We start from the raw sequence: 25,446 nt of genomic DNA, 5'->3' as shown, positions 1-25,446 counted from the left end.
AGTGCTCCCCGTGATCCTTCCGGCTTTTTATTATTCCGCTACTACGATCCCGCCGTTGGACGGTTTACGGTGCAGGACCCTATAGGGCTGGCTGGGGGCGATAATCTTTACCAGTATGCGCCTAATCCGCTGGGGTGGGTGGATCCGTGGGGGCTTTCTGCAGAAGACCTCGTTCGTTATAAACCTGCTTTGACCCTTAGTTCTCAACCAGGTGCGAGAGCGACTGCAATCAGTCGAGCATGGGGTGAAGAACGAGAATTAGTAGCAGTCGGCGGGGGGAGTAGGGAATGGACAGTTGCTGAACGTGAAGTAATACTTGGTACAAAAAACAATCGCCAGCTTTCTTCAATTATGTCTGATATGGGATATACTGGTCACCATATAAATAGTGTTAAAGGCAATGGTATATTGGGTGAAAAGTGGCAAGGTGACCCAAGGAATATTGTTTTCCTTCAGAAGGCTAATCATCCTGGCGGATACGATGAACATTTGCATGGATTACAAGGGCACCGTGGCAGCTATGAAACTCCAGGGAAAGGGCGATTGATAGATCGCAACTTAACACGTAAAAATTTGTCTGGCTGTGCATAACGTATATATATACTAAAAAATGAGGATATGTGATGAGCGATATTCATAACACATTAGAAAATTTCGTTGATACTTGCAAAAAATATTCTATTTCAGGGCACTTTGAAGTTATAGACGACTTAGATAAAATATATCCAGACAACTTGCCCCGCTCAGCTGAGATGGATTATTTTTACAAGAATTATAATCCAGAGGAACTAAAAATTGAAACCGGATTTACACCAATAAAAATATATGGGGTTACATATTTAGAAAAAGCTCAAACTGGTTATGGCTACCTTACTGATAACTATATTGTTATTGGTGATGATTTAGGCGGAGGAAAGCCGATAATCGCCGTAACTGATGATAAAAACACTCCAATCTTTGCAAATTATGATGTTGGTGAACCATTTAGAATAGCTGATGATTTTTGTGATTTCGTCACGTCACTAACCGAACTAATTGAGCTAGTTTATGGTAGCTATAATATTTTTGACATTGCTGATGATAATGACGAAATAAAAAAAGACTTCACCGACAAGTTAAAATCGGCAATATCCCCCATAATAGGCGATAACAATTTCAACGCTTTTTATGATTATTTTTATGGATAAAAATCATTAGTATCCATAACATTTCTTCACCATTCAATAAAAATACAATGATCCTGGTATTTTTAATCCAGAATAATGTACCCTATTAATTTAACATGAATTTTTCAATAAATACACTGATGACTTTTTATGCATCCTTGTTGACCGGTAAAAAATTTACTCTTCGTACCAACAGCTTTATACGGAAAAAAATCCGGTGAACTTATATTTTCTTAATCATTTCAGCAGGTAATATCAACATTGCCATAGTCCATTGACATAGGGTACTTACCGATACAAAAAACACATTAGCTCATTGGCTTCAAATGGGGACACGAACAAGTGTTAAGGTGACAACTCTATGAGAAATAAAGTAAATTCAATCCATTATTTAATGACATTATTAGATGGAAGAAATGAAGAAGAGTGGATGAAGATGTTGCATAATTTTTTATCTTCAGCTGATATAGAAGAAATACCAAACAATCCTGAAGTAAGTAGGGTTGAGTTTTTTTAAACATAGCAAGAATTAGATTAAACACGACCATAAAAAATAAAATTACTACTTTTGGCCTTAATGATTTGATTTCTTCTTTAGAAAAACTATCTGTTGATACATTAGTGGAAAGATATGCCTTAAAGAGTGCCAAATACTTCGGTGATTGTTTTGTTTATAAAGAAAACATTATTGGCTGTGGTGTTGTTATTAATGGCCATACATATTCATTCTCGCATTATAAACCTGAATATTATGTTGACGAAATCAAGAGGTAAAATTAGATGAAATAAAAACCAATAAAATAACAAGAAAATACCATCTGGATTATATAATGAACATATTAACAAACAGTTTTCCGTTATAGGCATGAGATATATCCATTGACAAATATTTTGAAATGGGAATATTGCTAAAAGGCATTAGAAATGGTGATGTGGAGGTGTTTTTGTCGTGAACGAGCCCAGAGAGATATCTCTATTAAAAATCTTTTCTCCGAGTGAGATAAGAAATGAAATATTTTCTTCAAAAATAGCTTTTTCTAAAAATCATCAAAGAAATAAAAATGAGGAATTGCGTGAATTAAAAATTCACCTTGATAACGCTAATTACTCAGGATTACTTATTGATGGCGGAGAATCATCTATTAATGTTTTGTCAAAATTTAAAGGTGACGCCATTAGTATTCTAGCGGGTAGAAATGATAATTATTTCTTCAAGCTGTATATAAACGAAGATATGGAAAAAGCCATATGTTTTATATTAATTAAGCGAAGAAAACACACGGAAGAAGAATTACAATTTATGGCTAAGAAATTGGGAATAAAGAATATACCACGTGAATGACAAAAAACCGGAAGCGCTCCCCGTGCTCCTTCCGGCTACTATTGTTAGCCGCTGACCTGAGCCAGTAGTTGCCGCACTTTCCGTGCTCACAGATCCGATCCTACCTGAACAGAGTTACCAGGGGGGTATTGGTGGATGCGCGCCCATCTGGCAAACTGTCCGGTAAAGCCCATGACGCCAGGCAAAATCGTGTCTCCTTAAGTCATCAACTGTCATGGCAGTTATAGCTACACAAGGTAATGCCTTGATGTAGTGATATACCCCGGTACAGTATATGAGGATTTATGCCACACTCCCCTGAAGATAAAAAGCGTGCGCTTAACCGAATTAAAAGAATACAAGGTCAGTGCGAGGGCATACAACGTTCGCTGGAAGCCGGGGTGGATTGCGCCCCGGTACTGATGCAAATGGCGGCGGTCAGAGGTGCCATAAATGGCCTGATGACGGAGGTCCTGGAAAGCTATATCAAAGAAGAGTTTGCCGGTAAGTTAAGTGCCGAAAGCGAAAGCGAACAAGATATAGGTGAGCTGGTTAAACTGGTTCGTTCTTACTTTAAGTAAGCCCCCTGCCCCGATTGCACGACCTCAGATTACAAAACCAGGCAGCACCTTAAGGTGCTGTTTTTTTTGCCCGGATTAAAACGCTGCGTAACCTTCGCCTCTAAACAAAAAATTAATTACTCTAATTTTCAGCTAATTAAAATAAATTCAGCAACATCATCGATAAATCATTATACCCCTACCGGGTATACGATCTATACTCCCCTCATCCGATGATACTTTCATCAAAATCGGTGAGCGAGGATAAGAGGGATGTTCACAACCTCCTTACGCTCCAGCCGTTATCCCCCATTTAAGTGGAGTGCAATGTATGAAATCACGCGCAGCAGTGGCGTTCGGCCCTGGTAAACCTCTGGAAATTGTTGAGATTGACGTTGAGCCACCGCGCGCTGGCGAAGTGCTGGTCAGGATCAGCCATACCGGCGTCTGTCATACCGATGCCTTTACGCTGTCAGGCGATGATCCTGAAGGCGTATTCCCTGCGGTGCTGGGCCACGAAGGCGCGGGCGTAGTGGTTGAGGTAGGAGAAGGCGTGACCAGCGTGAAACCAGGCGATCACGTTATTCCCCTGTACACGGCGGAATGTGGCGAATGCCTGTTCTGCAAGTCAGGCAAAACAAACCTGTGTACAGCGGTACGTGCTACCCAGGGTAAAGGCCTGATGCCTGACGGCACCACTCGCTTTTCCTATAACGGACAGCCTATTTATCACTATATGGGCTGTTCAACATTTAGTGAATATACCGTGGTTGCTGAAGTCTCTCTGGCAAAAATCAACCCGGCAGCGAATCACGAACATGTCTGCTTGTTAGGCTGCGGCGTAACCACTGGCATTGGCGCGGTACACAATACCGCAAAAGTACAGCCAGGAGACTCCGTGGCTATTTTTGGCTTGGGGGGTATTGGCCTTGCCGCGCTCCAGGGCGCACGTCAGGCAAAAGCGGGGCGCATTATTGCCATCGACACCAACCCGGCCAAGTTTGAACTGGCTAAACAGTTTGGCGCGACTGAATGCATTAATCCCAACGACTTCGATAAGCCCATTCAGGAAGTCATTATTGAAATGACCGGCTGGGGCGTCGACCACACCTTCGAATGCATAGGCAATGTCAACGTGATGCGCGCGGCGCTTGAGTCAGCACACCGTGGCTGGGGTCAGTCCGTTATTATCGGCGTCGCCGGTGCGGGTAAAGAGATCTCAACGCGTCCGTTCCAGCTGGTAACCGGTCGCCAGTGGAAAGGCTCTGCGTTTGGTGGGGTGAAGGGTCGCAGTCAGCTGCCGGGCATGGTTGAAGATGCGATGAAGGGAGAGATCGAACTGGAGCCATTTGTTACGCACACCATGTCGCTTGACGCAATTAATGATGCATTTGATTTGATGCATGAAGGCAAATCCATTCGCACGGTCATTCATTACTGATCGCTCAACGTTTCAGGTGTGGCTGATGAGCTACGCCTGAGCAAGCAGGAGAAATCATGAACGTACAGAAAATTCATCCGGCGGTTGACGCCGGTATCAAACCCACCAATGAGCATTTTTCCGGTGGCGTGCTCCGCTGCCACTGCGCTGAAAATCAGGTTGAAGTGAAGCTGGCAGGCCAGACGATGTTTAACCACGCCTGTGGTTGCACTAAGTGTTGGAAACCTTCAGGCGCGCTGTTCTCTTTGGTTGCCGTCATTCCTAAGGATAACGTGTCGGTCACGGCGCATGCGGAGAAATTAAAGGTCGTTGATGAGAACGCCCTGATCAGGCGTCATGCCTGCACGGAGTGCGGCGTGCATATGTATGGCCGCATTGAGAATGAGCAGCACGCTTTCTACGGCCTGGATTTTGTTCACACTGAACTGTCTGAAGCTGAAGGCTGGTCCACGCCTGGCTTTGCTGCCTTCGTCTCATCCATTATTGAAAGCGGCGCGCCTGCTTCAAAAATGGCAGCCGTTCGTGAGCGCTTAACCTCGCTGACGCTGACGCCGTACGACTGCCTTTCACCTGAACTGATGGATATGCTGGCGGTTCACAGCGCGAAACAGCTGGGTACCTGGCAGGCATAACGGCCTGTCAGACAGCGCCCTGAAAGCGCTGGCTAAACTGTTACGCCAGCTTGCTTACCGCTGGCGTAACAGCATTTCAGCCTGGCCCATCGCTGGCTGCGGCAAGAAGCGGCACGATAAGGTCGCTGAGCGGCGTAGGAATCCCCTGATTCCGGCCATAGCGCTGCACAACCCCGTTACGGATGTCCCATTCGAGCGGCTGCCCAGCCTGTCGATCGGCAAGGATAGAGGTGCCCAGGTCGGCCGGAGCGCGATGAAAACCATCGATAATCTCCTGCGGCACGTCATCACTTAATCTTGCCCCTTCGGCACGCGCAACCGCAAGACACTCGCGCAGGTAGGCCAAAGCCAGAGCGGTGATATCGGGACGCGAAAACATCCCGGCCCGACGCCCTGCCAGAACCATCAGACCGGCGACCGCGTTCTGCAACAATTTGCGCCAGGCGACAGAGATGAAATCGGCGGAGAGATCGACTTCACAGCGCGTCCCCTGCAGCGTCTTAAGGACCAGACCCGCTTCAGGCGTGTCTGGCAGCGTCAGACGAGGTTTAGCTCGCAGCCAGACAGAAGCGTCAGGTTCTCGTTGCGCCGGGAACCACACCACCGAGGGCAGCACGGTCGCGCCCGCTACATAGTCGGCAAACTGCGCTTTCTGTTCCACGCCGTTTTGCAGCACGCAAACCACCGTTTTCTCGTCGCATAGCTTCGCCAGCCATGCAGCCGTGGCTTTAATCTGCGTAGCCTTCACCGCCACGAAAACCAGGCCAACCGGCTGCTTAATCTCCGCCGGGTCGGTCAGCACCGGCCCCGGCACCACGATGCGTCCCCGATCAAAACGCAGCTCAAGCTGCTGGTGCGCTGTGCGGCCGCAAACCAATGGCGTTCGCCCTACTTCATGCAGCGCGGCGGCTATAGTGGTGCCGATTGCCCCCGGACCAATAAGAGCAACCGGGTAATGTTCAGACATCATAAATATTCTCCTGATTATTATTTGCTGCGCCGATCGCGCAATACGGCTGACGTTAGCCAATAATGAGGATGCCCAGGGCGATAACGCCGCAGGCCAGCACTCTTCGCGGAGTCAGCCTCTCACCAAGAAACAGATAACCCATCAGCGCGGCGAACAGCACGCTGGTTTCACGCAGTGCTGATACCGCCCCCAGCGGCGCAGCCGACATGGCATAGATAACGATGCCGTAAGCCAGAAGCGAGACCAGCCCGCCAATAAGAGACAGGATGAACCCTGGCCGCAGGGTAAATAAATGCGTTGTGCCACGCAGGCTGATATAAACCGCAGGCATCATCACCCCCCATAGCGCACACATCCAGACAGTGTAGGCCAGCGCGTCGCCGGACAGCCGCACGCCGATGCCGTCCGCCACGCTATAGGCGGCAATAAAACACCCGGTTGCAAGAGCATAGGGCAAACCCGGTGCCGCCAGCCTGCGACCGCGAAAGGCGAGAGCAACGATCCCACTGGAAATCAGCACGATGCCTGCAAGGGTGGGCATGGCTATCTTTTCTCCGGCAAAGATCGATGCGGCAAAGGTGATCAGCAGCGGAGAGCTTCCCCGTGCGATCGGATAGTTTTGCCCAAGCTCGCCCATCTGATAACTCCTGACCAGACACAGGTTATAGCCTACGTGCAGCACCGCCGAGAGTCCGGCATAAATCCAGCTGGCTTTCGCTGGCGGAGCCAGAAACAGCGCGATGACGACGCTTGCGATCGCAATTGATACGCACATGATCGACATCGACCAGAGTTTATCGGTTCCCCCTCGCAGCAAAGCATTCCAGCTGGCATGAAGCAGGGCGGCGAACAGGGTGAGTGAAATAATATAACCAGGCATGCGCTGATACTAAGCAGCCTGCCGCCACAATTAAAGCGAAGTCTCTTCATTACAGCATGAGTAAAAACTCATACTTCAGCGATAGCGGTCCTGCGCCTTGCGGGATTCGGCCAGCAGCCAGTTGCGGAAGTTGATGATGTGCGGTTGCGTTTCAATCCCTTTAGGACAGACAAAATAATAGGCCGTGGGTGAAGGGGAAAACAGATCAAACAGGCGGGTCAGGCTGCCCTCGTCGATCTCCTTTTCAACGTGTCCGCTACGCGCCAGCGCAACCCCCTGCCCCAACAGCGCCGCCTCGATGGTCATGTTGGTATCAGCAAGCCTGACGTTCTCCTGGAGAGCGGAAATACTCACGCCGACCTGCTTAAACCATGCCTCCCACTTTGGCACCAGGTCTGCGCCATCTCGGGTCAGGAGCGGGTAACGCAATAGTTCGGCTGGAGCCTGAGGCGTGCCAAAACGGTGCAGAAGCGCGGGACTGGCGACCGGAAAGATTTGCTCACGAAACATAAATTCGGCGTGCAGCGCAGGATAGTTGCCATTGCCAAAACGGATAGCCACGTCCGACTCTGAGCTGGAAAAATTAATCGCTTTATCAGTGGATTCCAGCGTAACCAGAATGTCCGGATGCAGCCGCGCGAGGTCCGGCAAGCGGGGTAACAACCACTTGAGCGCAAAAGAATAGGTGGTGCTGACCCGCAGCCTGACTTTGCCCTTTTGCTCGTGTAAATCAGCCAGCGTGGCTTCCAGGTTCATAAAAAATTCACGCACAATCGGGGCAAGAGCCGCTCCGGCCGGGGTCAGGCTTAATGATTTACCCCGCTGGAACAGCTGTAATCCCCAGATCTCTTCGAGGTTTTTCAGCTGATGGCTGACCGCACTTTGGGTGATATGCAGCTCTTCAGAAGCCGAGGTGAAGGTAGCGTGCCGTGTTGCGACCTCAAAGGTCCGTAAGGCCGCTACAGGAGGCAGATGTTTCATTTAACGGTATCCCCGCTGGGCGCAGCTATCGTCGCCCTCTATGAACGAATAGTCATAGTATCGAATACCGTCTCTTCACGCTCACCGGCCGATTAATGCTGACGTAAATCGCTAAGGAAACGTTTGGCGCGTTCATGCTGAGGATTGGTGAAGAAGCGCTCAGGCGCCGCTTTTTCGAGGATTTTTCCCTGATCCATAAACCAGATGGTATCGGCAACCTCACGGGCAAAGTTCATCTCGTGGGTTACGCACATCATGGTCATCCCTTCCTGCGCCAGACCGCGCATAACGTTTAATACTTCGCCGACCATTTCCGGGTCCAGCGCGGATGTGGGTTCGTCAAACAGCATCACTGGCGGCTTCATTGCTAATGCCCGGGCGATGGCGACGCGCTGCTGCTGACCACCGGACAACTGTGCCGGATAGGCGTCGGCCTTATGAGACAAACCAACACGTTCCAGCAGTTCGCCAGCATGGCTGCGCGCTTCCGAACGCTTAATGCCCAGCACTTTCACCGGCGACATCATAATATTTTCGATCACCGAGACGTGCGGGAACAGATTGAAACTCTGAAACACAAAGCCAATACGCGTACGTAACTGATTCAGGCGCGTGCTGCTGCCGTGGATATCAATGCCGTCAAACAGGATCTGCCCCTGTTCAATCGGCTCAAGGCGATTCACAGTGCGAATTAACGTCGACTTGCCGGAGCCTGAAGGGCCGCAAACCACTACCACTTCGCCACTTTTAATTTCAGCACTCAGGTCGGTCAGGGCCTGGTATTCGCCGTACCACTTGTTGACCTGGTTGAACAATATCATTGGTCTCATTATCGTTCCTTATTGCAGTTCAGTTTTGGTCAGTAGCAGGGCTTTTGCCGCCGTCTTCTCATCCGCGCGTTCATTACGCCGCTTGCGCGCGATACGATCTTCCAACTTATTCGCCAGCCAGGTCAGGCTGAAACAGATGATGTAGTAACCCATCGCGACGATGGCGAAGACCTGGAACGGCTTGGTCAGCAGTTGGTTATTCACCTGGTTGGCGGCATAGGTCAGCTCCGGCACGTTAATCACGTAGCCGAGGGTGCTGTCTTTGATAATCGATACCAGCTGGCTGACCAGGCTTGGCAGCGTGTTGTAGAGCGCCTGCGGTAAAATCACCAGCCGCAGGGTTTTCATATAGCTCATGCCCAACGCGCGAGACGCTTCATACTGCCCGCCCGGCAGCGCCTGAATCCCACCGCGCACAATCTCGGCGATATAGGCGCTCTCATAAATCACCAGGGTACACAGCATGGTGGTAAAGCCGCTAATATTGTGACCAATTAGCAGCGGGACGCAGAAATAGGTCCAGAACACCACCATCAGCAGCGGAATACCGCGCAGCACGTATACCCAGCAGGCGGCAGGCCAGCTCAGCCAGCGGAACGGCGACAGTCGCGCCAGCCCGAGCAGTACGCCAATCGGGAAGGCGAACAGCACCGCCAGCAGCGAGATCAACAGGGTACAGAGAATGCCGCCCAGCGGTCCATTCGGGTACTGTCCCATCAGGAACAACATGCCGTTATCATGCAGGATCGTGAAGATATCGAACATGGGTTACCTCGCGTAAGCGCGCTGGAAGTGACGAGCCAGCAACGCGCCGGCAGCCATCAACAGCAGAGAGAAGAACAGATAACCGACGGACGCCACCAGATAGGACTCAAAGGTGCGGAAGGTTTTGTTTTCGATATCGCGGGTGACATAGGTCAGCTCTGCCACGCCAATCACCATCGCCAGGCTGGTATTTTTAAACAGCAGCACCGTATGGTTCAGCAGCGACGGCAGCGCATTACGCAGCCCCTGTGGCAGGATCACCGAACGCATCGCCCGCACATAGCCCATCCCCAGCGCGCGCGCCGCCTCGTTCTGACCGTCCGGGATCGCACGCAAACCGCTGCGAATATCTTCGGAGAAATAGGCGGCCTGGCACAGGCCCAGCGCAAACAGTGAGAAAAGGAATTCGGCGTTGAAATCATTGATCCACATCTGCGTCGATTCAGGCAACAGCGTGGGAATGGCGAAATACCACATCATCAGCTGAACCAGCGTGGGGACGTTGCGATGGTAGGAGACATAAGCCTGCACCAGAAAAACCGCGCTGCGCTTGTGCGTCAGGCGAACCACCACCAGTAGCAGGGCAATAAACATCGCCAGCAGCCAGGAGCCTAACGCCAGCTCAAGAGTGACTACCGCGCCATCGACGATCATCTGCCCAAACTGGCCGGTCATGACGGCACCAAAATCGAGTGTCATCCTGTGTTCACCCCTCTGTGATTAACGCTACTGATTATTTGCGGTCGCCGGGACGCATAGTGGAGAGCCCACCAGGCACCTGCAATGTTGGCGTGATTTCAATATTGCCGATATTCACCGCCACCGGAGCCGAGAGAGCAAATGCCACGCAGTCAGCAATATCTTTCGCCTGCGGCAGTTCAAATCCGTCGATAAAGCGACGGCGCGCCTCTTCCTGGTCACCCATTACGTTGCCGAAAATTTCGGTTGCCACCCGGCCCGGACAGATTTCGGTAATGCGCACCCGCTTTCCGTAGCAATCGACGCGCAGCTGGCGCGACAGCGCATGGACGCCCGCTTTGGTGGCGTGATAGATGGAGTTGCCGTTGAAGTTGTAGATGGCGGCAATCGAAGTGATATTGATAACGTGACCGCAGTCGCGCGCCACCATGCCCGGCACCAGCAGGCGGCACAGGTGCAGTACGGCGCGCAGGTTAACGTCCACCTGGGTATCAATCGCTTCTTCATCGGCGTCCAGAATCGAACCCGGGCGCGAGACACCGGCGTTATTGACCAGAATATCGACGTCAATTTCCTTGCACAGGCGCGTCAGCGCGTCCAGATCGCCGACATCGATCGCGTGCGGGATACAGCCGGTACGGGCCGCCAGCGCGGTTAATTGCTCTTCACGTCGCGCCACCGCATGAACGGTAATCCCTTCCTGACAAAGACGCTCAACAATAGCTTCCCCCATCCCGGCGGACGCGCCGGTAACCAGGGCGGTTTTGTAATCTGCGAACGGCATGTAAACACTCCTGTAAATGCATCGGCTCAGTAAGTTTTGCCGATTTGATGATGTAATCCGACTTTATCCAGTTACGACCAGGCGGTATAAGACATAAACGGTTTGAGGCAATAAGGGTGACTTATAACAGCGTGCGGTCCCAGCTATGCTGTCGCAGCTGGCTGGAGGGCGGCAGCAGTGAGAGACCCAGTTCGCTGATAATTTCGTGCAGGATATCCACCATCGCAATGGCTTCCGCAGTATCGCCATGCACCAGAATCGAGGAGGCCTCAACCGCCAGGATGCTGCCGTCAATGGCCTGTACCGTTCCCTCGCTGAGGAACTGGCGCACGCGGGCGCGTACCTGCTCCGTATCATGGATTACCGCCCCCGCTTTGACGCGGCTTGCCAGTTGGCCATTGCTTTCATAAGCGCGATCGGCGAGGAAGGTGCAGATCACCGGCAGATCCAGCTGGCGCGCGACGCGCTCAACCGCATTGCCGGACAGGGTGCTGATGATCATATTCGGGTCGAAAGTTTTTACCGCCAGCAGCAGCACCTGCGCCAGCGCCTCATCTTCCGACACCATATTGCCCAGCGCGCCGTGAAAACTCATATGGCTGAGCGGATAGCTTGCCGCGGCGGCAAAGGCTGACAGCGCGCCAAGCTGATAGGTCACGTAGTGGGCCATCACTTGCGGTTCAATTTGCATACGGCGGCGGCCAAACCCCAGCAGATCAGGAAAGCCGACGTGCGCGCCAAGCTCCACCCCATGCTGCTTTGCCAGCGCCACGGTGTTAGCCATAATCACCGCATCACCGGCGTGAAAACCACAGGCCACGTTGGCGGAGGTGATGCGTGGCATCAGCGCGGCGTCATTGCCAATCTGGTAATCACCAAAGCCTTCGCCCAGATCGGCATTCAGATCAATATATTTCATGCTGCCTTCTCCGCGTGACGTAACACCATAATTTCGCTGCCATATTCCACGCAGTCCCCCTGGTCGACGCCCAGCGACTCCACCGTGCCGCTCACCGGACTGCGCAACGGCAGATAAATTAACCCCACCTTCAGCAGGGCCAGCATCGCATTTTTCTCGACGGCGGCACCCGGCGCGGTAAACGGCAGCCCGTTGGCGGGATGCTGCAACAGCACGGTGCCCGGCATCGGCGCACAAAGCGCGGCGGTGGCGTCCTCAGCTGCGCGGGGCTCAGCGGTGATAACCTCTTGCGCCTGTGGCAGCAGCTGCGCGGCCAGCGGGGCATATTCCATGCGCACATGATAGTTATTGCCGCCGAACTCAATGCTGGCTAAGCCCGAAGCGCGCATTCTGTGTGCGATGTTACGCAAATCGCGTAATGCTAATGATCTGTTTTCCATATTCATCTCGCCGAAGAGACTGACAAACACACGGTTGTCGGGGATGGGAATAGCCCGGGCTGCGAGCCGGGGCCGACGCTGATCACACTCTAGCGTGCCAGGCTCCGCGCAAGGTAAGAGGGTTTCGCTTTGCAGTAATAAGAGGGGCTTATTACCCGCTCAGCCCGGAATGCCGCTTATCAGCGATGGAGGAAAGGGTTTTTACTTAAGTCAGTCCCACGAGGCGCAGCTCCCGTCCGCAAAGCGGTTACCCCACCAGCGTCAGAGGCCGGTTATCCACGGTACGCTTTGACATCAGCGACAGCAGAATAGCTTTTACCGCTTCCGCTGGCTGTGACAAGGGCAGATGGTCAGACATACAGAACGACAGCGAGGTTTGCACATCAGGATCGACAATTTTCGCCATCCACGAATCGGCGGCTTTTAACATCGTCTGCGCTGCCGACTCGGGCATAATCGTGCAGCCTAAACCAGCCGCCAGCGCCGCATTCAGCGTAGTTTGCGATTCGATTTCACACTTCACCCGATAGCTCAGCCCTTGATGAATAAAGGCGTCATCGACCACTTTGCGCATGATGTTGTAGATACGCGGCAGGAACAGATCGTGGCGCGCCACCTTTTCGAGGGTGATGGTTTTCGCTGCTTTACCCAGCTTATTTGGGCAGACAAAACAGAGATGCTCTTTCATCAGCGGCATAAAGCGCAGGCCGTGGATCTCACGATTACCATAGATAACCGCCATGTCCATGCGGCCATTCATAATCAGTTCGCTCAGGGTGGTGCCAAAGTTCTCATTGAAATAGAGCACAATGCCGGGGTACTGACGGTTAACCTCTTCCATTAGCGGTAACGCCAGCTGCTGGGCGGCAGTGCCCGGCGCCAGTCCCACCGAAACGCTGCCGGACAGCGCCAGCATCGAGCCGTCGATGGCGCTTTGCGCCTGGTCGCACTGGCGCAAAATCGCCTGCGCATGGGTATAGAGGATTTTCCCCGCTTCGGTCGGCGTCACGCCGCGTTTGGTGCGGATAAGCAGCTGTTGATTGACCTCCCCTTCCAGCGTGGCAAGCTGCTGGCTCAGGGCTGGCTGGGCGATATGTAAAATATCGGCGGCTTGCGTCAGGCTACCGACATCAACAATTTTAATAAAGTACTTCAGCCGACGGAGATTCATAACCACTTCCTGAGAACAGTACACATCCGCAGTTTATTGCAATATCAGTGCCAACCCCGGTAAACAGCAGGCTGGCGCGGACTACCAGAAAAAACGCTACGGGCAGCGCTACATTCAGCGGTGACAGCTTCAGCAGGATAACGCGTCGCTGCGCACCGTAATGGTGCGCTAAACGCCTTTAACGCCCGTCAGGCTGCAATGACATGATTACTGGCCATTTCCCACTGCAACACTACCGGCTCGCCGACGCCAAAGGTCGGCAGGGTGCCGTTGCCGTTGGTTTGCTGCCAGACCATCATCTCCTCGCCTCCCGCCAGTTTCAGGCTGTAGTGCAGCATAAACCCGCGATAGACCACCTGAGAGATATGCGCCGTCACGCAGTTATAGCCAGCGGCTGGCGTGCCGCCGCTAAGCGGCGACAGGCGAATAGCCTCAGGGCGAATGGTCACCGTCACCGAGATGGCCGCAGACGGGCAGTCGGCCACCGATAAATTGACGCCAGAAGTTGAGACTAACTGCACGCTGTCTGCCTGACGCTGTACCACCCGGGCAGAGAGGAAATTGGAGGCGCCAATAAAGCCGGCGACAAACTCGGTGGCGGGCTTCTGGTAAATTTCCGCCGCAGGCGCCACCTGCTCCAGCCGTCCTCCCTGCATCACCGCGATTTGATCGGCCATGGTCAGCGCTTCATCCTGATCGTGCGTCACCATAATGGTCGTCAGCTCCAGCCGCTGCTGTAGCTGGCGGATCTCCAGCTGCATACTTTCGCGCAGGCTCTTATCCAGTGCGCCCAGCGGCTCATCGAGCAGCAGCATATCGGGTTCAATCACCAGCGCGCGCGCCAGCGAGACGCGCTGCTGCTGTCCGCCCGAAAGCTGGACAGGCAGCCGGTCGTGATACTGCCCAAGCTGGACCATATCCAGCGCTTTTTTCACCTTTTCGGCGGTTTCGCTGCGCGACATGCCGCGCATCTTCAGGCCAAAGGCAATGTTCTCCGCTACGTTCATATGCGGAAACAGCGCGTAGTTCTGGAACAGCATGCCGACATTACGGCGGTGCACAGCGGTTTCCATAATCGACCGGCCGCCAACCAAAATATCGCCGGTCGTTGGCGCCACCAGCCCGGCCACCATGCGCAGGCAGGTGGTTTTGCCGCAGCCGCTGGGACCGAGTAATGCCAGAATTTCTCCGGCATTCACCTTCAGGGAAACATTATCCACCGCGACACTCTTGCCGTAGTGCTTGCTCAGATTGTCGAGACGAACCTCAAAAGAACGCTGCATAATCGATTACCCGGTGAATGTCTGATTATATTTTTCCAGCAGCTCGGCGCGGCGCGGAATGATGTAGGTCCAGTCTGGCGTAAACAGGTTCAGCGATGTCATTTTGTCTTCAGGATAAGCAAGGTATTTCAGGGTTTGCTGATCAAACTCAATCCCGCGCACCGTTGGCGCACTGAGGGTGACCTCCGCCAGCATTTTCTGCACCGAAGGCTCCAGCAAACGGTTAATCCAGGCCAGCCCCAGCTCACGCTGCGGCGCATCCTTCACCAGCGCCAGGCCGTTAATACCGGTAAAGGCGCCCTCTTTCGGATAGGTCATATCCAGCGGGATGCCTTTTTTGGTATGCGGATAGATCGCTTTCGAGTACTCAATACCGCCGACCAGCGCCTGGCCCTGCGCCACCATCATCACCTGCGCTTCACCGTCATACACCGTCATCACGTTGGCTTTCAGCTGCGCCAGTTTTTCCCAGCCTTTATCAAGCTCGTACTGCGCTTCCTGCAATGGCTTGCCGGTAGCCAGCGCGGCTGCCACAATCAGCATCAGAATACTTTGGGTATTTTTCGGCGTGTTGAGGATCATCTGGTGAGCATATTTCGGCTCGAAAATCTCCGCATAGCTTTTAATCGGCTGCGTCATCTGCGGATTAATAAACAGGCCCGCCATCGAAACCGAGAAGCCAACGCCGTAACCGTTGCCCAGCAGATAGCGATCGAACACATTTTTCAGGTTCGGGATCTCATCCACCGGTAGCTGTTCAATTAATCCCTCCTCCTTCGCCTGCGGCACGCCGATATCGTCCATCGACATCACGCTGAACACCGGTTTTTTCCTGGTGGCGCGCAGTGCGGCGATATTGGCGAGGGTGGCGCCTTCGGTGGTCAGCACGCGACAGCTGTACTCTTTTTCGAACGCGGGCAGGATCTCTTTCTTAATCAGCGCGCCCTGCGCCGAGTTATACACCCCTACCTGCAAAATACGATCGGCCGCATTCGCTTTGATATTGAGATAAGGCAGCATCGCGGTGCCCGCCACTGCCTTCAAAAAGGTACGTCGCTTCATGGATGTCATACTGCTTCCTCTGGTATTGGGGTGAAATGTTATGCGGCCATGGCGCGACGCAGACCAACCAGCTTTTCCAGTGCCAGTACGACTACCGTTGCCAGGACAATTATTAACGTGGACATCGTTGCTACTGAGGGATCGAAAACCGTGCCGATCTGGCGGTAGAGCACCACAGGAACCGGAGTATTCTGTGAGTCCGCCAGCCACATCGACACCGGATAATTATCGAAAGAAACCATAAAACAGAAGATGGCGCCCGAGGTGACGCCCGGTACAATCTGCGGGAAGATCACCTGGCGAAAGGTCGCCCAGCGGCTGGCGCCAAGGGTCCGCGCCGCCTCTTCAAGGCTGGGATTGATCAGTTCAAGGCTGGTCAGCACCGTGCGCACCACATAAGGAGAGGTCACTACCGTATGCGCCAGCAGCAGGTTGAGCTTCACGTTGCTCCAGCCGTAGCCGGAGAACAGTTGCAGCAGCGCCAGGCCGGTGATCAGCACCGGAAAAATCAGCGGCGACAGCAGTAAACCTTTGCACATTGAGGAAAACGGCAGGTTGCCGCGTACCAGCGCAAAGGCCGCCGGAACGCCTAACAACAACGATAACAGCGTGGTGCCAATCGACAGCAAGGTACTGAACAGCAGCGCCTCAATAAACTCGCTATTGGCTAAGACTTTGCTGTACCACTCAAGGGTAAAGCCGGTGGGGGGAAAGCTGACGAAATAGCCATCGGAAAAAGAGATCGCCACAATCAGCACAATCGGGGTGATGATAAAAATCATCATCGCGGCGGCAATGCCATACAGTACCCATGCCGCGAAACCACGTAAGTTATTCGTCATTTGCGCTCTCCCGGCAAACGACGTCCGCCAAGCAGTTTCATCGACAGGGTGTTTACCGCAATAACGATAAATACCAGGATGGTGGCGATGGTGGCGCCAAACGGCCAGTCATACACCGCGACAATCTGCTGCTCCGCCAGGTTGCCGAGCATCTGCGAGCGCGGGCCGCCAATCAGCGCCGGGATCACATAAGAACCGGCCGCCAGCGAGAAGACCAGCGTCATCCCGGCCACCAGCCCCGGCAGGCTTAGCGGCAGCGTAACGCGCAGAAAAACACTCCACGGCGGCGCGCCGAGGGTGCGAGCGGCAGATTGCAGATTAGGATCGATTTTGCCGAGCGCGGAGGCTAGCGGCAGCACCATCATCGGGAAGAAGATATGCAGCGAGCCAATAATCACCGCCCAACTGGTAAACATCAGTGAAGTGGGACGCTCAATCACCCCCAGATGCAGCAGCACATAATTGACCAGTCCGCCCGGGCCATTATTTAAAATTAACTGCCAGCCATACGCCCGTACCACCACGCTTACCGCCAGCGGCGCGATAATAATTAGCGTCATAATGCGCGACACCGTGGCATTGCCGCGTACCAGCACCGATGCCACCGGATAGGCCAGCAGCGCGGCAATGACTGCGGTGATCACACTGATACGCAAGGTATTGATCAGCACTTCGCTATATAACGCCACCTGGAAAAAATGCAGATAATGTTCAAAGGTATAGGGCGCGCCGATATTTCCGTCTGGGGTTTGCGTCATGAGGCTAAAAAACATCAGGCGTACCGCCGGAGCAAAAAAGAAAAACAGCTGAAAGGCGAGTAAAGGTACAATTAACCATGCCGGAGAGTGCCAGAGGGTTAGCCTTTTTATTCGATACAGTGGCGCGGGAATATCAGTCATCGGATTTCCTGTAAGCAAGCTAATAACTTTCTTCGATTAAGGATAAATCGCTAGCGTAAGCATTGGTGTAGGAACAGAAAAACCGCGACATTTTTATAACTCGTTGAATAAAATGAGTTAGCATTTAATTTTCGTCGTCACGAAACGGTAATATGATTTACTGACCAAAGAACAATACATTTTCATTATGTGGCTACCTTTTCCCGTTATGATCATAAGCGGAACACTAAGTCGCCCGATGGGGGCGTTTCTGTGCAGATATTGTTTTGTGTTATGTCACCAAAACAAAGCGCTATTGGATTGTTTAACCCTTTCATAATTATTCTTCTTCTGAACACCCCGTCTTCTCGCTAATTTTCACTGACTAATGACTTTGGAATCCAGGACCATGCCTGATATTGCCGATCGCTTAAAGAATGTTACCGTTTCTGCCTCCGTCGCCATGACCCAGAAAGCGCGAGATCTTGCTGCCCAGGGAGTGCATGTTGTCGGCCTCTCTACCGGCGAGCCGGATTTCCCAACCCCGGAACACGCGACCGAAGCCGCCTACGCCGCCGCGCGCGCTGGCGACACGCGTTATCCGCCAACCGACGGCACTCCGGCACTGCGGGCGGCAATCCAGCGCAAATTTAAGCGTGATAACAATCTGGACTACGACATCAGTCAGATCCTGACGGCGGGCGGCGCCAAGCAGATTATCTTTAACGCTATTCTGGCAACCATCAATCCGGGTGATGAGGTGGTGATCCCCACGCCGTCGTGGATTAGCTATGCCGATATCGTCAAATTTGCCGGGGGTATCCCGGTGCCGGTCGCCTGTCCGCAGGAGAATGGCTTTAAGCCTTACCCGGCAGATCTGGAAGCGGCGATCACGCCGAAAACCAAATGGTTGCTGCTGAACTATCCGAGCAACCCGACCGGTTCCGTAGCCACCCGCGCCGAGATGCAGGCCATCGCTGATGTGATGCTGCGCTATCCGCAGGTGTGGATCATGACCGACGATATCTACGAACACCTGATTTACGATGACGTCACCTTTTACACCCTGGCGGAAGTGGAACCGCGCCTGTTTGATCGGGTGCTGACCGTCAACGGCGTCTCCAAGGCTTACTCAATGACCGGCTGGCGTCTTGGCTTCTGCGGCGGCCCGAAAGATCTGATCAAAGCGATGAGCAACGTCAACACCCAGAACAGCGGCGGCGTGACCACGCTGACCCAGGCCGCGGCGGTTGCGGTGCTTGATGGCCCACAGGATCTGCTGAAAGAGCGCGCCGCCATCTATCGCCAGCGCCGTGACTATGTGCTGGAAAGGCTGACCTCGGTTGACGGCCTGAGTTGCCATAAGCCGCAGGGCGCGTTTTACCTGTTCGTCAATATCGCGGCATTTATCGGCAAAACCAGCGCCGGCGGCCGTCCAATCAGCAACGATGCCGATTTCGTGCTGGCGCTGATCGAAGAGCAGCATGTGGTCACCGTGCAGGGCGCGGCTTATGGCATGAGCCCCTACTTCCGCCTCTCCTACGCCACCAGCATGGAGATGTTGCAGGAAGGCTGTGACCGTATCGCTGCCTTCTGCGCCGGCATTCACTGAGGAAAATGATCATGCTCGACACAGCACAACGTGTGGTAATGGTTTCCGGGGCCTCTCGCGGCCTCGGTTTACATATTACTGAGCGTTTACTCCAGGCAGGATTTACCGTTTCCGCCGGGGTGCGTAACCCGGCGTCACTGGCAGGCCGCGAGGGCCTGCTGGTTTGTCAGTACGATGCCAGCGAATCCGGCAGCGGCGAAGCATGGGTAGCGGCGACCCAGCGGCAGTATGGCCGCATCGATGCCCTGGTGAACTGCGCCGGAATCAACCCACGCCTGCGGGTGATGGACGAGGATGAAGGCGCTCTTGATGAGATGTGGAAAATTAACGTCAAAGGGCCGCTGCGTCTCAGTCGTGCCGCGCTGCCATTTCTGTTTAAGTGCGGCAACGGACGCATCATCAACGTCGCCTCGCTGGCCGGACGCCGGGTCGGCAGCAATGTGGGCTATGCGATGACCAAGTTTGCCGTGGTGGCGCTGACGCATGGTATTCGTCAGGAGTGCTGGGATCGCGGAGTCCGCGCTACCGCGCTTTGTCCTGGCTATATTGCGACGGATATGACCGTCGGTGAAACCGAGGTTACCCGTGAGGAGATGACGCAACCGGAAGATTTAGCCGAGATGGTTGAGCTGTTGCTGCGTCTGCCAAACACGCTGTCAGTGGCGGAACTGCTGATTAATTGCCGTAAAGAAGCGATGCTTTAAACCAGAGGCGGGCGTTATCCCGCCCCTGGCGGTTACAATCCTGAAGTCAGCTCCAGCAGTAATTCTCTCACCGCAGCGGCAGGTTCAGACATTGGCGTACGGTCGGAGACGCACAGGGACAAAGTCTCTTCTATGCCAGGATCGGCAATCGAGCGAATAATCACATCCCTTGATTCTGACTGAATGCGCCCGGCAATCGCTTTCGGCATAATCGTCACCCCCAACCCGGCATCAACGGCGCGGGCAATACTTTTTACCGCTTCCAGCTCGCCGACAATATTGATCGCCGCGCCCTGCTGGCTAAAAACCCGATCGATAGCGCGACGAACAAAGTTATACGCTGGCGGCAGCAGCATTGGCAGGCTGCTCAGTTGGCTGACATTCACCGGCCCGCCTTCATCATCGAAATCAAAGTCCGCGTGGGCGACAAAAAAGAACTCCTCCACCACCAGCGGTTCGTAGTGCAGCCCTTTAATACCGCCGCTGCCGTGCAGCAGGGCGATCTCCAGATGTCCGTTGGAAACCAGCTGGCTGTAGGCCTGGCCGACGCTTTCCACCAGGTGCAACAGGATTCCCGGATGGCGTTTGCGCATTTCGGTTAATAGCGGCATGGCTAAGGTAGCGGCAACGCTAAAGGGCGCCAGGCCGACGGATACCCGACCGGAGAGAGCCTGCCCGGCATCCAGCACATCGACCTCCGCCTGCCCCAGCTGGCGCAGAATGGCGTTAGCGTGGCTGTAGAGCACTTTCCCCGCTTCGGTCGGCACCACTCCCTGCTGACTACGAATTAACAGCTTGCGTTTGAAGTGCTCTTCCAGAGATACCAACTGCTGGCTGAGAGCTGGCTGGGCGATATGCAAGGCATCCGCTGCCCGGGTGATGCTGCCCATATCCACAATGGTGATAAATGCTTTCAGTCGCCGGGTATTCATCTGCACCTCTGGGGATCTACTGCGCGATAACCTCTGATGCTGGCGCTACCGTGCCGCCATTCGCTTCAATTTCGCTGCAGACAATGCTGGCCAGTTCAACCGATCCCGGCGTGTCGCTGTGGATCAGGATCGATCGGGCGCGCACCGCAAGCGGCTGCCCCTCGAAGGTCGTGACCGTCCCTTCCAGTAAAAACTGGCGCACGCGCGCACGCACCGCCGACTCTTCTTTAATGACCGCGCCAGCGATGCCTCTTGGCACCAGTTGCCCAAGCGCATCATACGCCCGGTCGGCAAGGAAAATGGTCAGCGTCGGCAGCCCGCAGTCTTGCGCCGCCTGCTCGACAAAGGTGTCGGGCTGGGAAAAGATAATCAGCTGCGGATCAATACGCGCTACCGACTGCATCACCTGCTGTGCCAGCGCCCGGTCACGGTTGATCATATTGCCCATCGCCGCGTGAAAACTAAGATGCGCCACCCTGACCCCTTCTGCGGCGGCGATGGCGCGCAGCGCGCCAAGCTGATACACCACCTGCTGGCAGATCTGATCGGCGCTGAACGGCAGCTCTTTGCGGCCGAAGCCCTGACGATCCGGCAGGCCGGGGTGTGCGCCAATGCCGACACCCTGCTGCTTCGCCAGCCGCACCATTCGCGTCATGATATCCACATCGCCAGCATGAAAACCGCAGGCGATATTGGCGGAAGAAACCACCTGCATCAGCGCAGCATCATCACACAGTTGATAAACACCAAAACCTTCACCCATATCCGAGTTCACATCGATCTTCATCTGCATTTCCCCAAGGTTGGCAACGGTCAGAGACCGACGACCTTTTTCATTGGCAGGCAGCTGTCGCGCAGGCGCATCAGCCAGCGTTCGATGCCAGCGGCAACGCGAATCGCCTCCTGCGCATCGCTTTTAATCAGCTGGATAAACTGACCGGGCTGCACCTGGCCCAGACGCCATAAATCCTCTTCGATAATTCCGGCGATTTTCGGATAGCCACCGGCGGTATTAGCATCACTCAGCTGAATAATCGGCTCCCCGGCTGGCGGCACCTGGACAATGCCGGGCACCAGGCCATAGGAGCGCATCTCCACCACTTTTTCCGGCATAATCGGCTCGCCGGAGAGGCGATACCCGGTACGGTTACTCTGCATTGAGACCTGCCAGCGCTGCTGCCAGAAGCGCTGATGGTCGGCAGCGAACAGCGGATACTCACCGGAAGGGATTGCGCGCAGCTGCACCACGCCGTCGTCAGCGCTGGGAAAGAGGCTGGCCATCGCCACCGCAGGCGGCTCAATCCCCATGCCGCTAACGGGAAGCGGCAGTGCGTCTGTCGGACCAATCGGCAGGCGATCGCCCTTCTGCAACCAGCGCCCTTCAAGACCGCCAAAGCTGCCGCGCAGCGCGGTGCTGCGCGACCCCATCACCACCGGCACATCAATGCCGCCAGCGACGCAGAGATAGCTACGCGCGCCGCTGCGCGGGAAATGCAGCTCCAGCTCCTGCCCCTGCTTTACCGCACAGCCCCACCAGGGCGGCAGCGCTTCGCCATCAAGGGTGGCGCGACAGTCGGCGCCGGTAATGGCAATGCTGGCGTCCTGTAAAAAACGAACGCGAAACGGAAACAGCTGAATCTCCAGACAGGCGGCATTCTCATCGTTGCCGGTCAGAATATTACCGGCCCGCAGCGCCAGCGCGTCCATCACGCCGCTGACCGATACGCCAATATGGCGAAATCCGCTGCGGCCCAAATCCTGCACCGTGTTAAGCAGGCCGGTTTTAATAATCTCAATCACAGCTCGATCCTTTCGGCCAAAAAACGCACGCTGTCCCCCGGCGCCATCAGTGCTGGCTGCTCCGCCCAGGGATCAAAAACCGTTAGTTCAGCAAAACCAATCGCATTCCAGCCATTCGGCCCGGTTAACGCGGAGACGCCCGCCTGCGCGCCGCCAATGGTGACGGTGCCTTTCAGCATATTCAGCGAGGGAACTTTTTTACGCGGGGTGGCAAGGGTCGGATCGAGGCCGTGCAGATAAGCAAAGCCCGGCGCGCTGCCCAGCGCAAAAACCGTGTAACTCCCCTGCGAATGGCGTCGAATCACTTCCGCCGCCGTCAGGCCAGTGTGCTGACAGACGGCATCGAGATCGGTAGCGTGCTCACCCCCGTAGATCACCGGAATTTCTATCAGCTTGCCGCGCGGATTAACCGCCTGAGCCTGCTCCCACAACCCCTTTAACAGGGCGAGAGTGGACTCATAGTTAACCGGGGTCTGACGGAATAAAACGAGGAGATTGGTCACGCCGGGGATCAGGGATTCCACATCGTCGCGGGCGGCAAGCAGCGCGGCCAGCGACCAGATACGGCGCTGGGCCGGGAGGTCGAACTCGCCCGGCGCTTCCACCAGCCAGGCGCGGCTGCCGATGGTAGAAATTTTCACCTTGTCGCCGTGACCGGCAAGAATAAAAGAGGCGCGGGAAGGCGCCTCGCGAGACAGCATCGTCATCAATTATTCCAGAGGTTCGAATTTAAGGCTGGATAACGGCTGTACCTTCTCTTCACGAATCATTTTGTATTCGGTGCCAGGTCCAATCCATTTATCCCAGATTTTGTCGATGGTGCCGTCGTCGTCCATCGCCTTCAGGCTGGTATTAACCTTCGCCAGCAGCGCAGGCTCACCCTTCTGCATGCCGACGCCAATCGGCTCCAGCGCCATCGGCTCTTTGATCATCCCCAGCTCAATGCCATCTTTTTTCGCCTGAGAGATCATTTTGATACCGGTCATGGTGTTGGTGACAAAGCCGACCACTTTATTCTGCTCCAGCGCGAGGAAAGCGGAGGCGGCGTCCTGGAAAGTCACGGCTTTCGCTCCGGCCAGATAGATTGACTGCTCTGAGGTAGTGCCTTTGGTGGCGCTGATACGCTTGCCTTTAAAATCAGCACGGGTTTTATCAACGTTCGGCTTTTTCACCAGCAGCATCTCTTTCGCCACATAGTAGGGATCGCTGAACTGGATCTGGTTACCGCGGGTTTTGGTATAGGCAAGGTTGGCGATCAGCACATCGGCACGTTTGGTGGCAATCACCGCAATCCGCGCTTCAACAGAAGTGGGGACCAGATTCAGTTTCAGGCCCATCTTTTGCGCCAGCGCGGTACAAAGGTCAATGTCCATGCCCACTAACTGACGGGTTTGCGGATCGGGTGACGAAAAGGGGGGAACATCAGAATAGACCGCGCAATTTAACTCGCCGCGCGCCTGTAGATCTGACAGCGCATCGGCCTGCGCCGCAGAGAAGCTCATCATCAGCGGCAAAGCCAGCATGGTCCCAGACAGTAACTTCATTTTCATCAATATCTCTCCGACGTTTCTTTTATTTAATCGAGTGTGACTGAACATCCCCTGGCGCATTCCGCATCTTTCATGACACAACTGTTCCGACTATATAAGCTGCTTTCTGGCTTGTATAAGAGGTAAACCCTGTATGGCGATATGCATTTTGTATGACTGAAAAAGCCCCGCGCAGCGCGCAAAGCGACTATAAGAAAAAACTATCCGGGCAGAGCAAAATTATCTTAACCCCCCGCCAGAACACCGCTCTAAGGTAGTGAGGATTTCTATTGCGGTAATAAAGCGAGACCGAAGGTTGAAGATGAATTCCAGAATGGGCGTTCTGCTTAAAATTATGGCAGCCCTGTGCGCGACATTAATGCTGGCTTGTGTCAAGGGACTGGGTGGCGCGATCCCAACTGGCGAAGTGATTTTCTTCCGCTCCTTTGTCGCCTTACTGCCCTTGCTGATTTGGTTAAAATTTCAGGGCAATGTGCTTGATCTGATCAAAACCAAAAATATCTTCGGCCATTTAATTCGTGGATTTTCCGGTACTGGCGGCATGTATTTTAACTATCTGGCGCTGGTGTCTATTTCGCTGGCCGATGCCACCGCCATCAGTTATGCCGCGCCGTTATTTACCGTAATAATGGCGGCGATGTTGTTGAAAGAAAATGTGCGCTTCTCCCGCTGGCTGGCTGTGATTGTTGGATTCTCCGGGATCATCGTTATGCTCTCGGCTCATTTGAGTGCCAGCGGGTCTTTTTTCTCCGGTGAATCGGCGAGCGCCACCGCCAGCATGGGCGTTATTTTCGCGCTGCTGGCCGCCGCCTGTTCCGCCACGTCGTCAGTGCAGATCCGTTTTCTCAACGGCGTTGAAAAGCCCGGCGCCATTGTTTTTTACTTCTCGTTGATGACCATGCTGATTGGTATGACGACGATATTCTTCGGCTGGAAAGTGCCTGACGCTACCCAACTGCTGCTGCTGATCGGCTGCGGTTTTTTTGGCGGCATGGCGCAGATTTTGATCACCCTCAGCCTGCGCTATGCCGATGCCTCGCTGCTGGCGCCGTTTGACTACACCACGCTGGTCTGGTCGATGCTGATTGGCTACTTCTTTTTAGGCAGTCTGCCTACCTCGACGACGGTTATCGGGGCGGCAATCGTGGCGACAGCCGGTATTTTCACCGTCTGGAGCGAACGTCAGCGTAAACCGCGTATTACTCGCGAACTCAATTAAGGAGG

The 25,446-nt window shown here is 54.1% G+C and carries 28 protein-coding genes and 1 pseudogene; 10 read left to right on the top strand and 19 right to left on the bottom strand.

The features are described from left to right. Positions 1 to 30 precede the first annotated feature (30 nt). The 7 genes and pseudogenes from NG99_RS30270 to gfa all read left to right on the top strand — a co-directional run. A pseudogene (locus NG99_RS30270) lies at positions 31 to 591 on the top strand (RHS repeat-associated core domain-containing protein); the annotation flags it as partial. A gap of 32 nt (positions 592 to 623) precedes the next feature. Then, positions 624 to 1,187, top strand: coding sequence for a hypothetical protein (locus tag NG99_RS08240; protein WP_034890691.1), 564 nt, complete (start codon positions 624 to 626; stop codon positions 1,185 to 1,187). Between the two features lie 340 nt (positions 1,188 to 1,527). After that, positions 1,528 to 1,683, top strand: a complete 156-nt coding sequence (locus NG99_RS29185) for a hypothetical protein (RefSeq protein WP_157032587.1) — start codon at positions 1,528 to 1,530, stop codon at positions 1,681 to 1,683. A gap of 432 nt (positions 1,684 to 2,115) precedes the next feature. Beyond that, on the top strand, positions 2,116 to 2,508 hold the full coding sequence (locus NG99_RS08235; RefSeq protein WP_034890688.1) for a hypothetical protein: 393 nt from the start codon (positions 2,116 to 2,118) through the stop codon (positions 2,506 to 2,508). Positions 2,509 to 2,792: 284 nt separating this feature from the next. After that, positions 2,793 to 3,068 (top strand): metal/formaldehyde-sensitive transcriptional repressor, encoded by a 276-nt coding sequence (locus NG99_RS08230; RefSeq protein ID WP_034890685.1) that lies wholly within the window; start codon positions 2,793 to 2,795, stop codon positions 3,066 to 3,068. 310 nt (positions 3,069 to 3,378) lie between these two features. Next, positions 3,379 to 4,488: an S-(hydroxymethyl)glutathione dehydrogenase/class III alcohol dehydrogenase gene (locus tag NG99_RS08225; RefSeq protein WP_034890682.1), complete on the top strand. Its 1,110-nt coding sequence runs from the start codon at positions 3,379 to 3,381 to the stop codon at positions 4,486 to 4,488. A gap of 56 nt (positions 4,489 to 4,544) precedes the next feature. After that, positions 4,545 to 5,120 carry an S-(hydroxymethyl)glutathione synthase gene (gene gfa, locus NG99_RS08220; protein WP_034890678.1) on the top strand — a complete coding sequence of 192 codons (576 nt, stop codon included), beginning with the start codon at positions 4,545 to 4,547 and terminating at the stop codon, positions 5,118 to 5,120. Between the two features lie 76 nt (positions 5,121 to 5,196). Here the strand turns inward: gfa and NG99_RS08215 are convergent, their stop codons facing one another. From NG99_RS08215 to NG99_RS08150, 14 genes are all read right to left on the bottom strand, one after another. Then, a complete protein-coding gene (locus tag NG99_RS08215) occupies positions 5,197 to 6,087 on the bottom strand; it encodes an oxidoreductase (RefSeq protein WP_034891079.1) in 891 nt (296 codons plus the stop codon). 55 nt (positions 6,088 to 6,142) lie between these two features. After that, on the bottom strand, positions 6,143 to 6,970 hold the full coding sequence (locus NG99_RS08210; RefSeq protein WP_034890675.1) for a DMT family transporter: 828 nt from the start codon (positions 6,968 to 6,970) through the stop codon (positions 6,143 to 6,145). A gap of 75 nt (positions 6,971 to 7,045) precedes the next feature. Next, positions 7,046 to 7,951: a transcriptional regulator GcvA gene (gene gcvA, locus NG99_RS08205; RefSeq protein ID WP_034890672.1), complete on the bottom strand. Its 906-nt coding sequence runs from the start codon at positions 7,949 to 7,951 to the stop codon at positions 7,046 to 7,048. Positions 7,952 to 8,043: 92 nt separating this feature from the next. Then, positions 8,044 to 8,781 carry an amino acid ABC transporter ATP-binding protein gene (locus tag NG99_RS08200; RefSeq protein ID WP_034890669.1) on the bottom strand — a complete coding sequence of 246 codons (738 nt, stop codon included), beginning with the start codon at positions 8,779 to 8,781 and terminating at the stop codon, positions 8,044 to 8,046. A gap of 9 nt (positions 8,782 to 8,790) precedes the next feature. Then, positions 8,791 to 9,546 carry an amino acid ABC transporter permease gene (locus NG99_RS08195; RefSeq protein ID WP_034890666.1) on the bottom strand — a complete coding sequence of 252 codons (756 nt, stop codon included), beginning with the start codon at positions 9,544 to 9,546 and terminating at the stop codon, positions 8,791 to 8,793. A 3-nt stretch (positions 9,547 to 9,549) separates the two neighbouring features. Next, positions 9,550 to 10,245, bottom strand: coding sequence for an amino acid ABC transporter permease (locus NG99_RS08190; protein ID WP_034890663.1), 696 nt, complete (start codon positions 10,243 to 10,245; stop codon positions 9,550 to 9,552). Between the two features lie 34 nt (positions 10,246 to 10,279). Then, complete coding sequence (locus NG99_RS08185; RefSeq protein WP_034890660.1) at positions 10,280 to 11,029, bottom strand: SDR family oxidoreductase; 750 nt, start codon at positions 11,027 to 11,029, stop codon at positions 10,280 to 10,282. A 121-nt stretch (positions 11,030 to 11,150) separates the two neighbouring features. After that, on the bottom strand, positions 11,151 to 11,948 hold the full coding sequence (locus tag NG99_RS08180; RefSeq protein WP_034890657.1) for a LamB/YcsF family protein: 798 nt from the start codon (positions 11,946 to 11,948) through the stop codon (positions 11,151 to 11,153). Beyond that, complete coding sequence (locus NG99_RS08175) at positions 11,945 to 12,388, bottom strand: acetyl-CoA carboxylase biotin carboxyl carrier protein (RefSeq protein WP_034891077.1); 444 nt, start codon at positions 12,386 to 12,388, stop codon at positions 11,945 to 11,947. Before NG99_RS08175 ends, NG99_RS08180 begins: the two co-directional genes overlap by 4 nt. 247 nt (positions 12,389 to 12,635) lie before the next feature. Further along, positions 12,636 to 13,559 carry a nitrogen assimilation transcriptional regulator NAC gene (nac, locus tag NG99_RS08170; RefSeq protein ID WP_034890654.1) on the bottom strand — a complete coding sequence of 308 codons (924 nt, stop codon included), beginning with the start codon at positions 13,557 to 13,559 and terminating at the stop codon, positions 12,636 to 12,638. A 188-nt stretch (positions 13,560 to 13,747) separates the two neighbouring features. Further along, entirely contained in the window at positions 13,748 to 14,842 is a 1,095-nt protein-coding gene (locus tag NG99_RS08165) for an ABC transporter ATP-binding protein (RefSeq protein WP_034890651.1), read from the bottom strand. A gap of 6 nt (positions 14,843 to 14,848) precedes the next feature. Next, positions 14,849 to 15,913 carry an extracellular solute-binding protein gene (locus tag NG99_RS08160; protein WP_034890648.1) on the bottom strand — a complete coding sequence of 355 codons (1,065 nt, stop codon included), beginning with the start codon at positions 15,911 to 15,913 and terminating at the stop codon, positions 14,849 to 14,851. Between the two features lie 29 nt (positions 15,914 to 15,942). Continuing rightward, complete coding sequence (locus NG99_RS08155) at positions 15,943 to 16,746, bottom strand: ABC transporter permease (protein WP_034890645.1); 804 nt, start codon at positions 16,744 to 16,746, stop codon at positions 15,943 to 15,945. Next, positions 16,743 to 17,645: an ABC transporter permease gene (locus NG99_RS08150; protein ID WP_034890642.1), complete on the bottom strand. Its 903-nt coding sequence runs from the start codon at positions 17,643 to 17,645 to the stop codon at positions 16,743 to 16,745. The genes NG99_RS08155 and NG99_RS08150 overlap by 4 nt, the downstream gene beginning before the upstream one ends. Positions 17,646 to 18,033: 388 nt before the next feature. On the opposite strand from NG99_RS08150, the gene NG99_RS08145 reads away from it, so the two are divergent. Together NG99_RS08145 and NG99_RS08140 are read left to right on the top strand one after the other, a co-directional pair. Beyond that, on the top strand, positions 18,034 to 19,236 hold the full coding sequence (locus tag NG99_RS08145; protein ID WP_034890639.1) for a pyridoxal phosphate-dependent aminotransferase: 1,203 nt from the start codon (positions 18,034 to 18,036) through the stop codon (positions 19,234 to 19,236). Between the two features lie 11 nt (positions 19,237 to 19,247). Continuing rightward, on the top strand, positions 19,248 to 19,940 hold the full coding sequence (locus tag NG99_RS08140; RefSeq protein ID WP_034890636.1) for an SDR family NAD(P)-dependent oxidoreductase: 693 nt from the start codon (positions 19,248 to 19,250) through the stop codon (positions 19,938 to 19,940). A gap of 32 nt (positions 19,941 to 19,972) precedes the next feature. Here NG99_RS08140 and nac (NG99_RS08135) read toward each other — a convergent pair whose 3' ends face one another. From nac (NG99_RS08135) to NG99_RS08115, 5 genes are read right to left on the bottom strand one after another with little or no spacing between them, the layout of a single operon-like run. Continuing rightward, complete coding sequence (gene nac / locus NG99_RS08135) at positions 19,973 to 20,872, bottom strand: nitrogen assimilation transcriptional regulator NAC (protein WP_034890634.1); 900 nt, start codon at positions 20,870 to 20,872, stop codon at positions 19,973 to 19,975. A 16-nt stretch (positions 20,873 to 20,888) separates the two neighbouring features. Further along, on the bottom strand, positions 20,889 to 21,659 hold the full coding sequence (locus tag NG99_RS08130; RefSeq protein ID WP_034891073.1) for a LamB/YcsF family protein: 771 nt from the start codon (positions 21,657 to 21,659) through the stop codon (positions 20,889 to 20,891). Between the two features lie 26 nt (positions 21,660 to 21,685). After that, the gene (locus NG99_RS08125; protein WP_034890631.1) at positions 21,686 to 22,672 is read right to left on the bottom strand and encodes a 5-oxoprolinase subunit C family protein; all 987 of its coding nucleotides are present in this window, start codon (positions 22,670 to 22,672) and stop codon (positions 21,686 to 21,688) included. Then, entirely contained in the window at positions 22,669 to 23,373 is a 705-nt protein-coding gene (gene pxpB, locus NG99_RS08120; protein WP_052130627.1) for a 5-oxoprolinase subunit PxpB, read from the bottom strand. The genes NG99_RS08125 and pxpB overlap by 4 nt, the downstream gene beginning before the upstream one ends. 9 nt (positions 23,374 to 23,382) lie before the next feature. Further along, positions 23,383 to 24,222, bottom strand: coding sequence for a transporter substrate-binding domain-containing protein (locus NG99_RS08115; protein ID WP_034890626.1), 840 nt, complete (start codon positions 24,220 to 24,222; stop codon positions 23,383 to 23,385). Positions 24,223 to 24,523: 301 nt separating this feature from the next. Between NG99_RS08115 and NG99_RS08110 the strand changes: the two genes are divergently transcribed. After that, on the top strand, positions 24,524 to 25,441 hold the full coding sequence (locus NG99_RS08110; RefSeq protein ID WP_034890623.1) for a DMT family transporter: 918 nt from the start codon (positions 24,524 to 24,526) through the stop codon (positions 25,439 to 25,441). The last annotated feature ends 5 nt before the right edge of the window (positions 25,442 to 25,446 follow it).

The organism is Erwinia typographi (assembly GCF_000773975.1).
Taxonomy (GTDB): domain Bacteria; phylum Pseudomonadota; class Gammaproteobacteria; order Enterobacterales; family Enterobacteriaceae; genus Erwinia; species Erwinia typographi.
The sequence above is the reverse complement of the archived record's forward strand: the minus strand, read 5'-3'. Positions and strand labels throughout refer to the sequence as shown.

Excerpts from the sequence above, each read along its gene's own strand:
- NG99_RS29185 (WP_157032587.1), top strand. The coding sequence starts at position 1,528 with ATGAGAAATAAAGTAAATTCAATCCATTATTTAATGACATTATTAGAT.
- NG99_RS08140 (WP_034890636.1), top strand. The coding sequence starts at position 19,248 with ATGCTCGACACAGCACAACGTGTGGTAATGGTTTCCGGGGCCTCTCGC.
- NG99_RS08240 (WP_034890691.1), top strand. The coding sequence starts at position 624 with ATGAGCGATATTCATAACACATTAGAAAATTTCGTTGATACTTGCAAA.
- NG99_RS08160 (WP_034890648.1), bottom strand. The coding sequence starts at position 15,913 with ATGACATCCATGAAGCGACGTACCTTTTTGAAGGCAGTGGCGGGCACC.
- NG99_RS08195 (WP_034890666.1), bottom strand. The coding sequence starts at position 9,546 with ATGTTCGATATCTTCACGATCCTGCATGATAACGGCATGTTGTTCCTG.
- NG99_RS08215 (WP_034891079.1), bottom strand. The coding sequence starts at position 6,087 with ATGTCTGAACATTACCCGGTTGCTCTTATTGGTCCGGGGGCAATCGGC.
- nac (WP_034890654.1), bottom strand. The coding sequence starts at position 13,559 with ATGAATCTCCGTCGGCTGAAGTACTTTATTAAAATTGTTGATGTCGGT.
- NG99_RS08230 (WP_034890685.1), top strand. The coding sequence starts at position 2,793 with ATGCCACACTCCCCTGAAGATAAAAAGCGTGCGCTTAACCGAATTAAA.
- NG99_RS08175 (WP_034891077.1), bottom strand. The coding sequence starts at position 12,388 with ATGGAAAACAGATCATTAGCATTACGCGATTTGCGTAACATCGCACAC.
- NG99_RS08145 (WP_034890639.1), top strand. The coding sequence starts at position 18,034 with ATGCCTGATATTGCCGATCGCTTAAAGAATGTTACCGTTTCTGCCTCC.
- NG99_RS08210 (WP_034890675.1), bottom strand. The coding sequence starts at position 6,970 with ATGCCTGGTTATATTATTTCACTCACCCTGTTCGCCGCCCTGCTTCAT.
- NG99_RS08225 (WP_034890682.1), top strand. The coding sequence starts at position 3,379 with ATGAAATCACGCGCAGCAGTGGCGTTCGGCCCTGGTAAACCTCTGGAA.
- NG99_RS08130 (WP_034891073.1), bottom strand. The coding sequence starts at position 21,659 with ATGAAGATCGATGTGAACTCGGATATGGGTGAAGGTTTTGGTGTTTAT.
- gfa (WP_034890678.1), top strand. The coding sequence starts at position 4,545 with ATGAACGTACAGAAAATTCATCCGGCGGTTGACGCCGGTATCAAACCC.
- NG99_RS08155 (WP_034890645.1), bottom strand. The coding sequence starts at position 16,746 with ATGACGAATAACTTACGTGGTTTCGCGGCATGGGTACTGTATGGCATT.
- nac (WP_034890634.1), bottom strand. The coding sequence starts at position 20,872 with ATGAATACCCGGCGACTGAAAGCATTTATCACCATTGTGGATATGGGC.
- NG99_RS08150 (WP_034890642.1), bottom strand. The coding sequence starts at position 17,645 with ATGACTGATATTCCCGCGCCACTGTATCGAATAAAAAGGCTAACCCTC.
- pxpB (WP_052130627.1), bottom strand. The coding sequence starts at position 23,373 with ATGCTGTCTCGCGAGGCGCCTTCCCGCGCCTCTTTTATTCTTGCCGGT.
- NG99_RS08110 (WP_034890623.1), top strand. The coding sequence starts at position 24,524 with ATGAATTCCAGAATGGGCGTTCTGCTTAAAATTATGGCAGCCCTGTGC.
- NG99_RS08200 (WP_034890669.1), bottom strand. The coding sequence starts at position 8,781 with ATGAGACCAATGATATTGTTCAACCAGGTCAACAAGTGGTACGGCGAA.
- gcvA (WP_034890672.1), bottom strand. The coding sequence starts at position 7,951 with ATGAAACATCTGCCTCCTGTAGCGGCCTTACGGACCTTTGAGGTCGCA.
- NG99_RS08190 (WP_034890663.1), bottom strand. The coding sequence starts at position 10,245 with ATGACACTCGATTTTGGTGCCGTCATGACCGGCCAGTTTGGGCAGATG.
- NG99_RS08180 (WP_034890657.1), bottom strand. The coding sequence starts at position 11,948 with ATGAAATATATTGATCTGAATGCCGATCTGGGCGAAGGCTTTGGTGAT.
- NG99_RS08165 (WP_034890651.1), bottom strand. The coding sequence starts at position 14,842 with ATGCAGCGTTCTTTTGAGGTTCGTCTCGACAATCTGAGCAAGCACTAC.
- NG99_RS08115 (WP_034890626.1), bottom strand. The coding sequence starts at position 24,222 with ATGAAAATGAAGTTACTGTCTGGGACCATGCTGGCTTTGCCGCTGATG.
- NG99_RS08185 (WP_034890660.1), bottom strand. The coding sequence starts at position 11,029 with ATGCCGTTCGCAGATTACAAAACCGCCCTGGTTACCGGCGCGTCCGCC.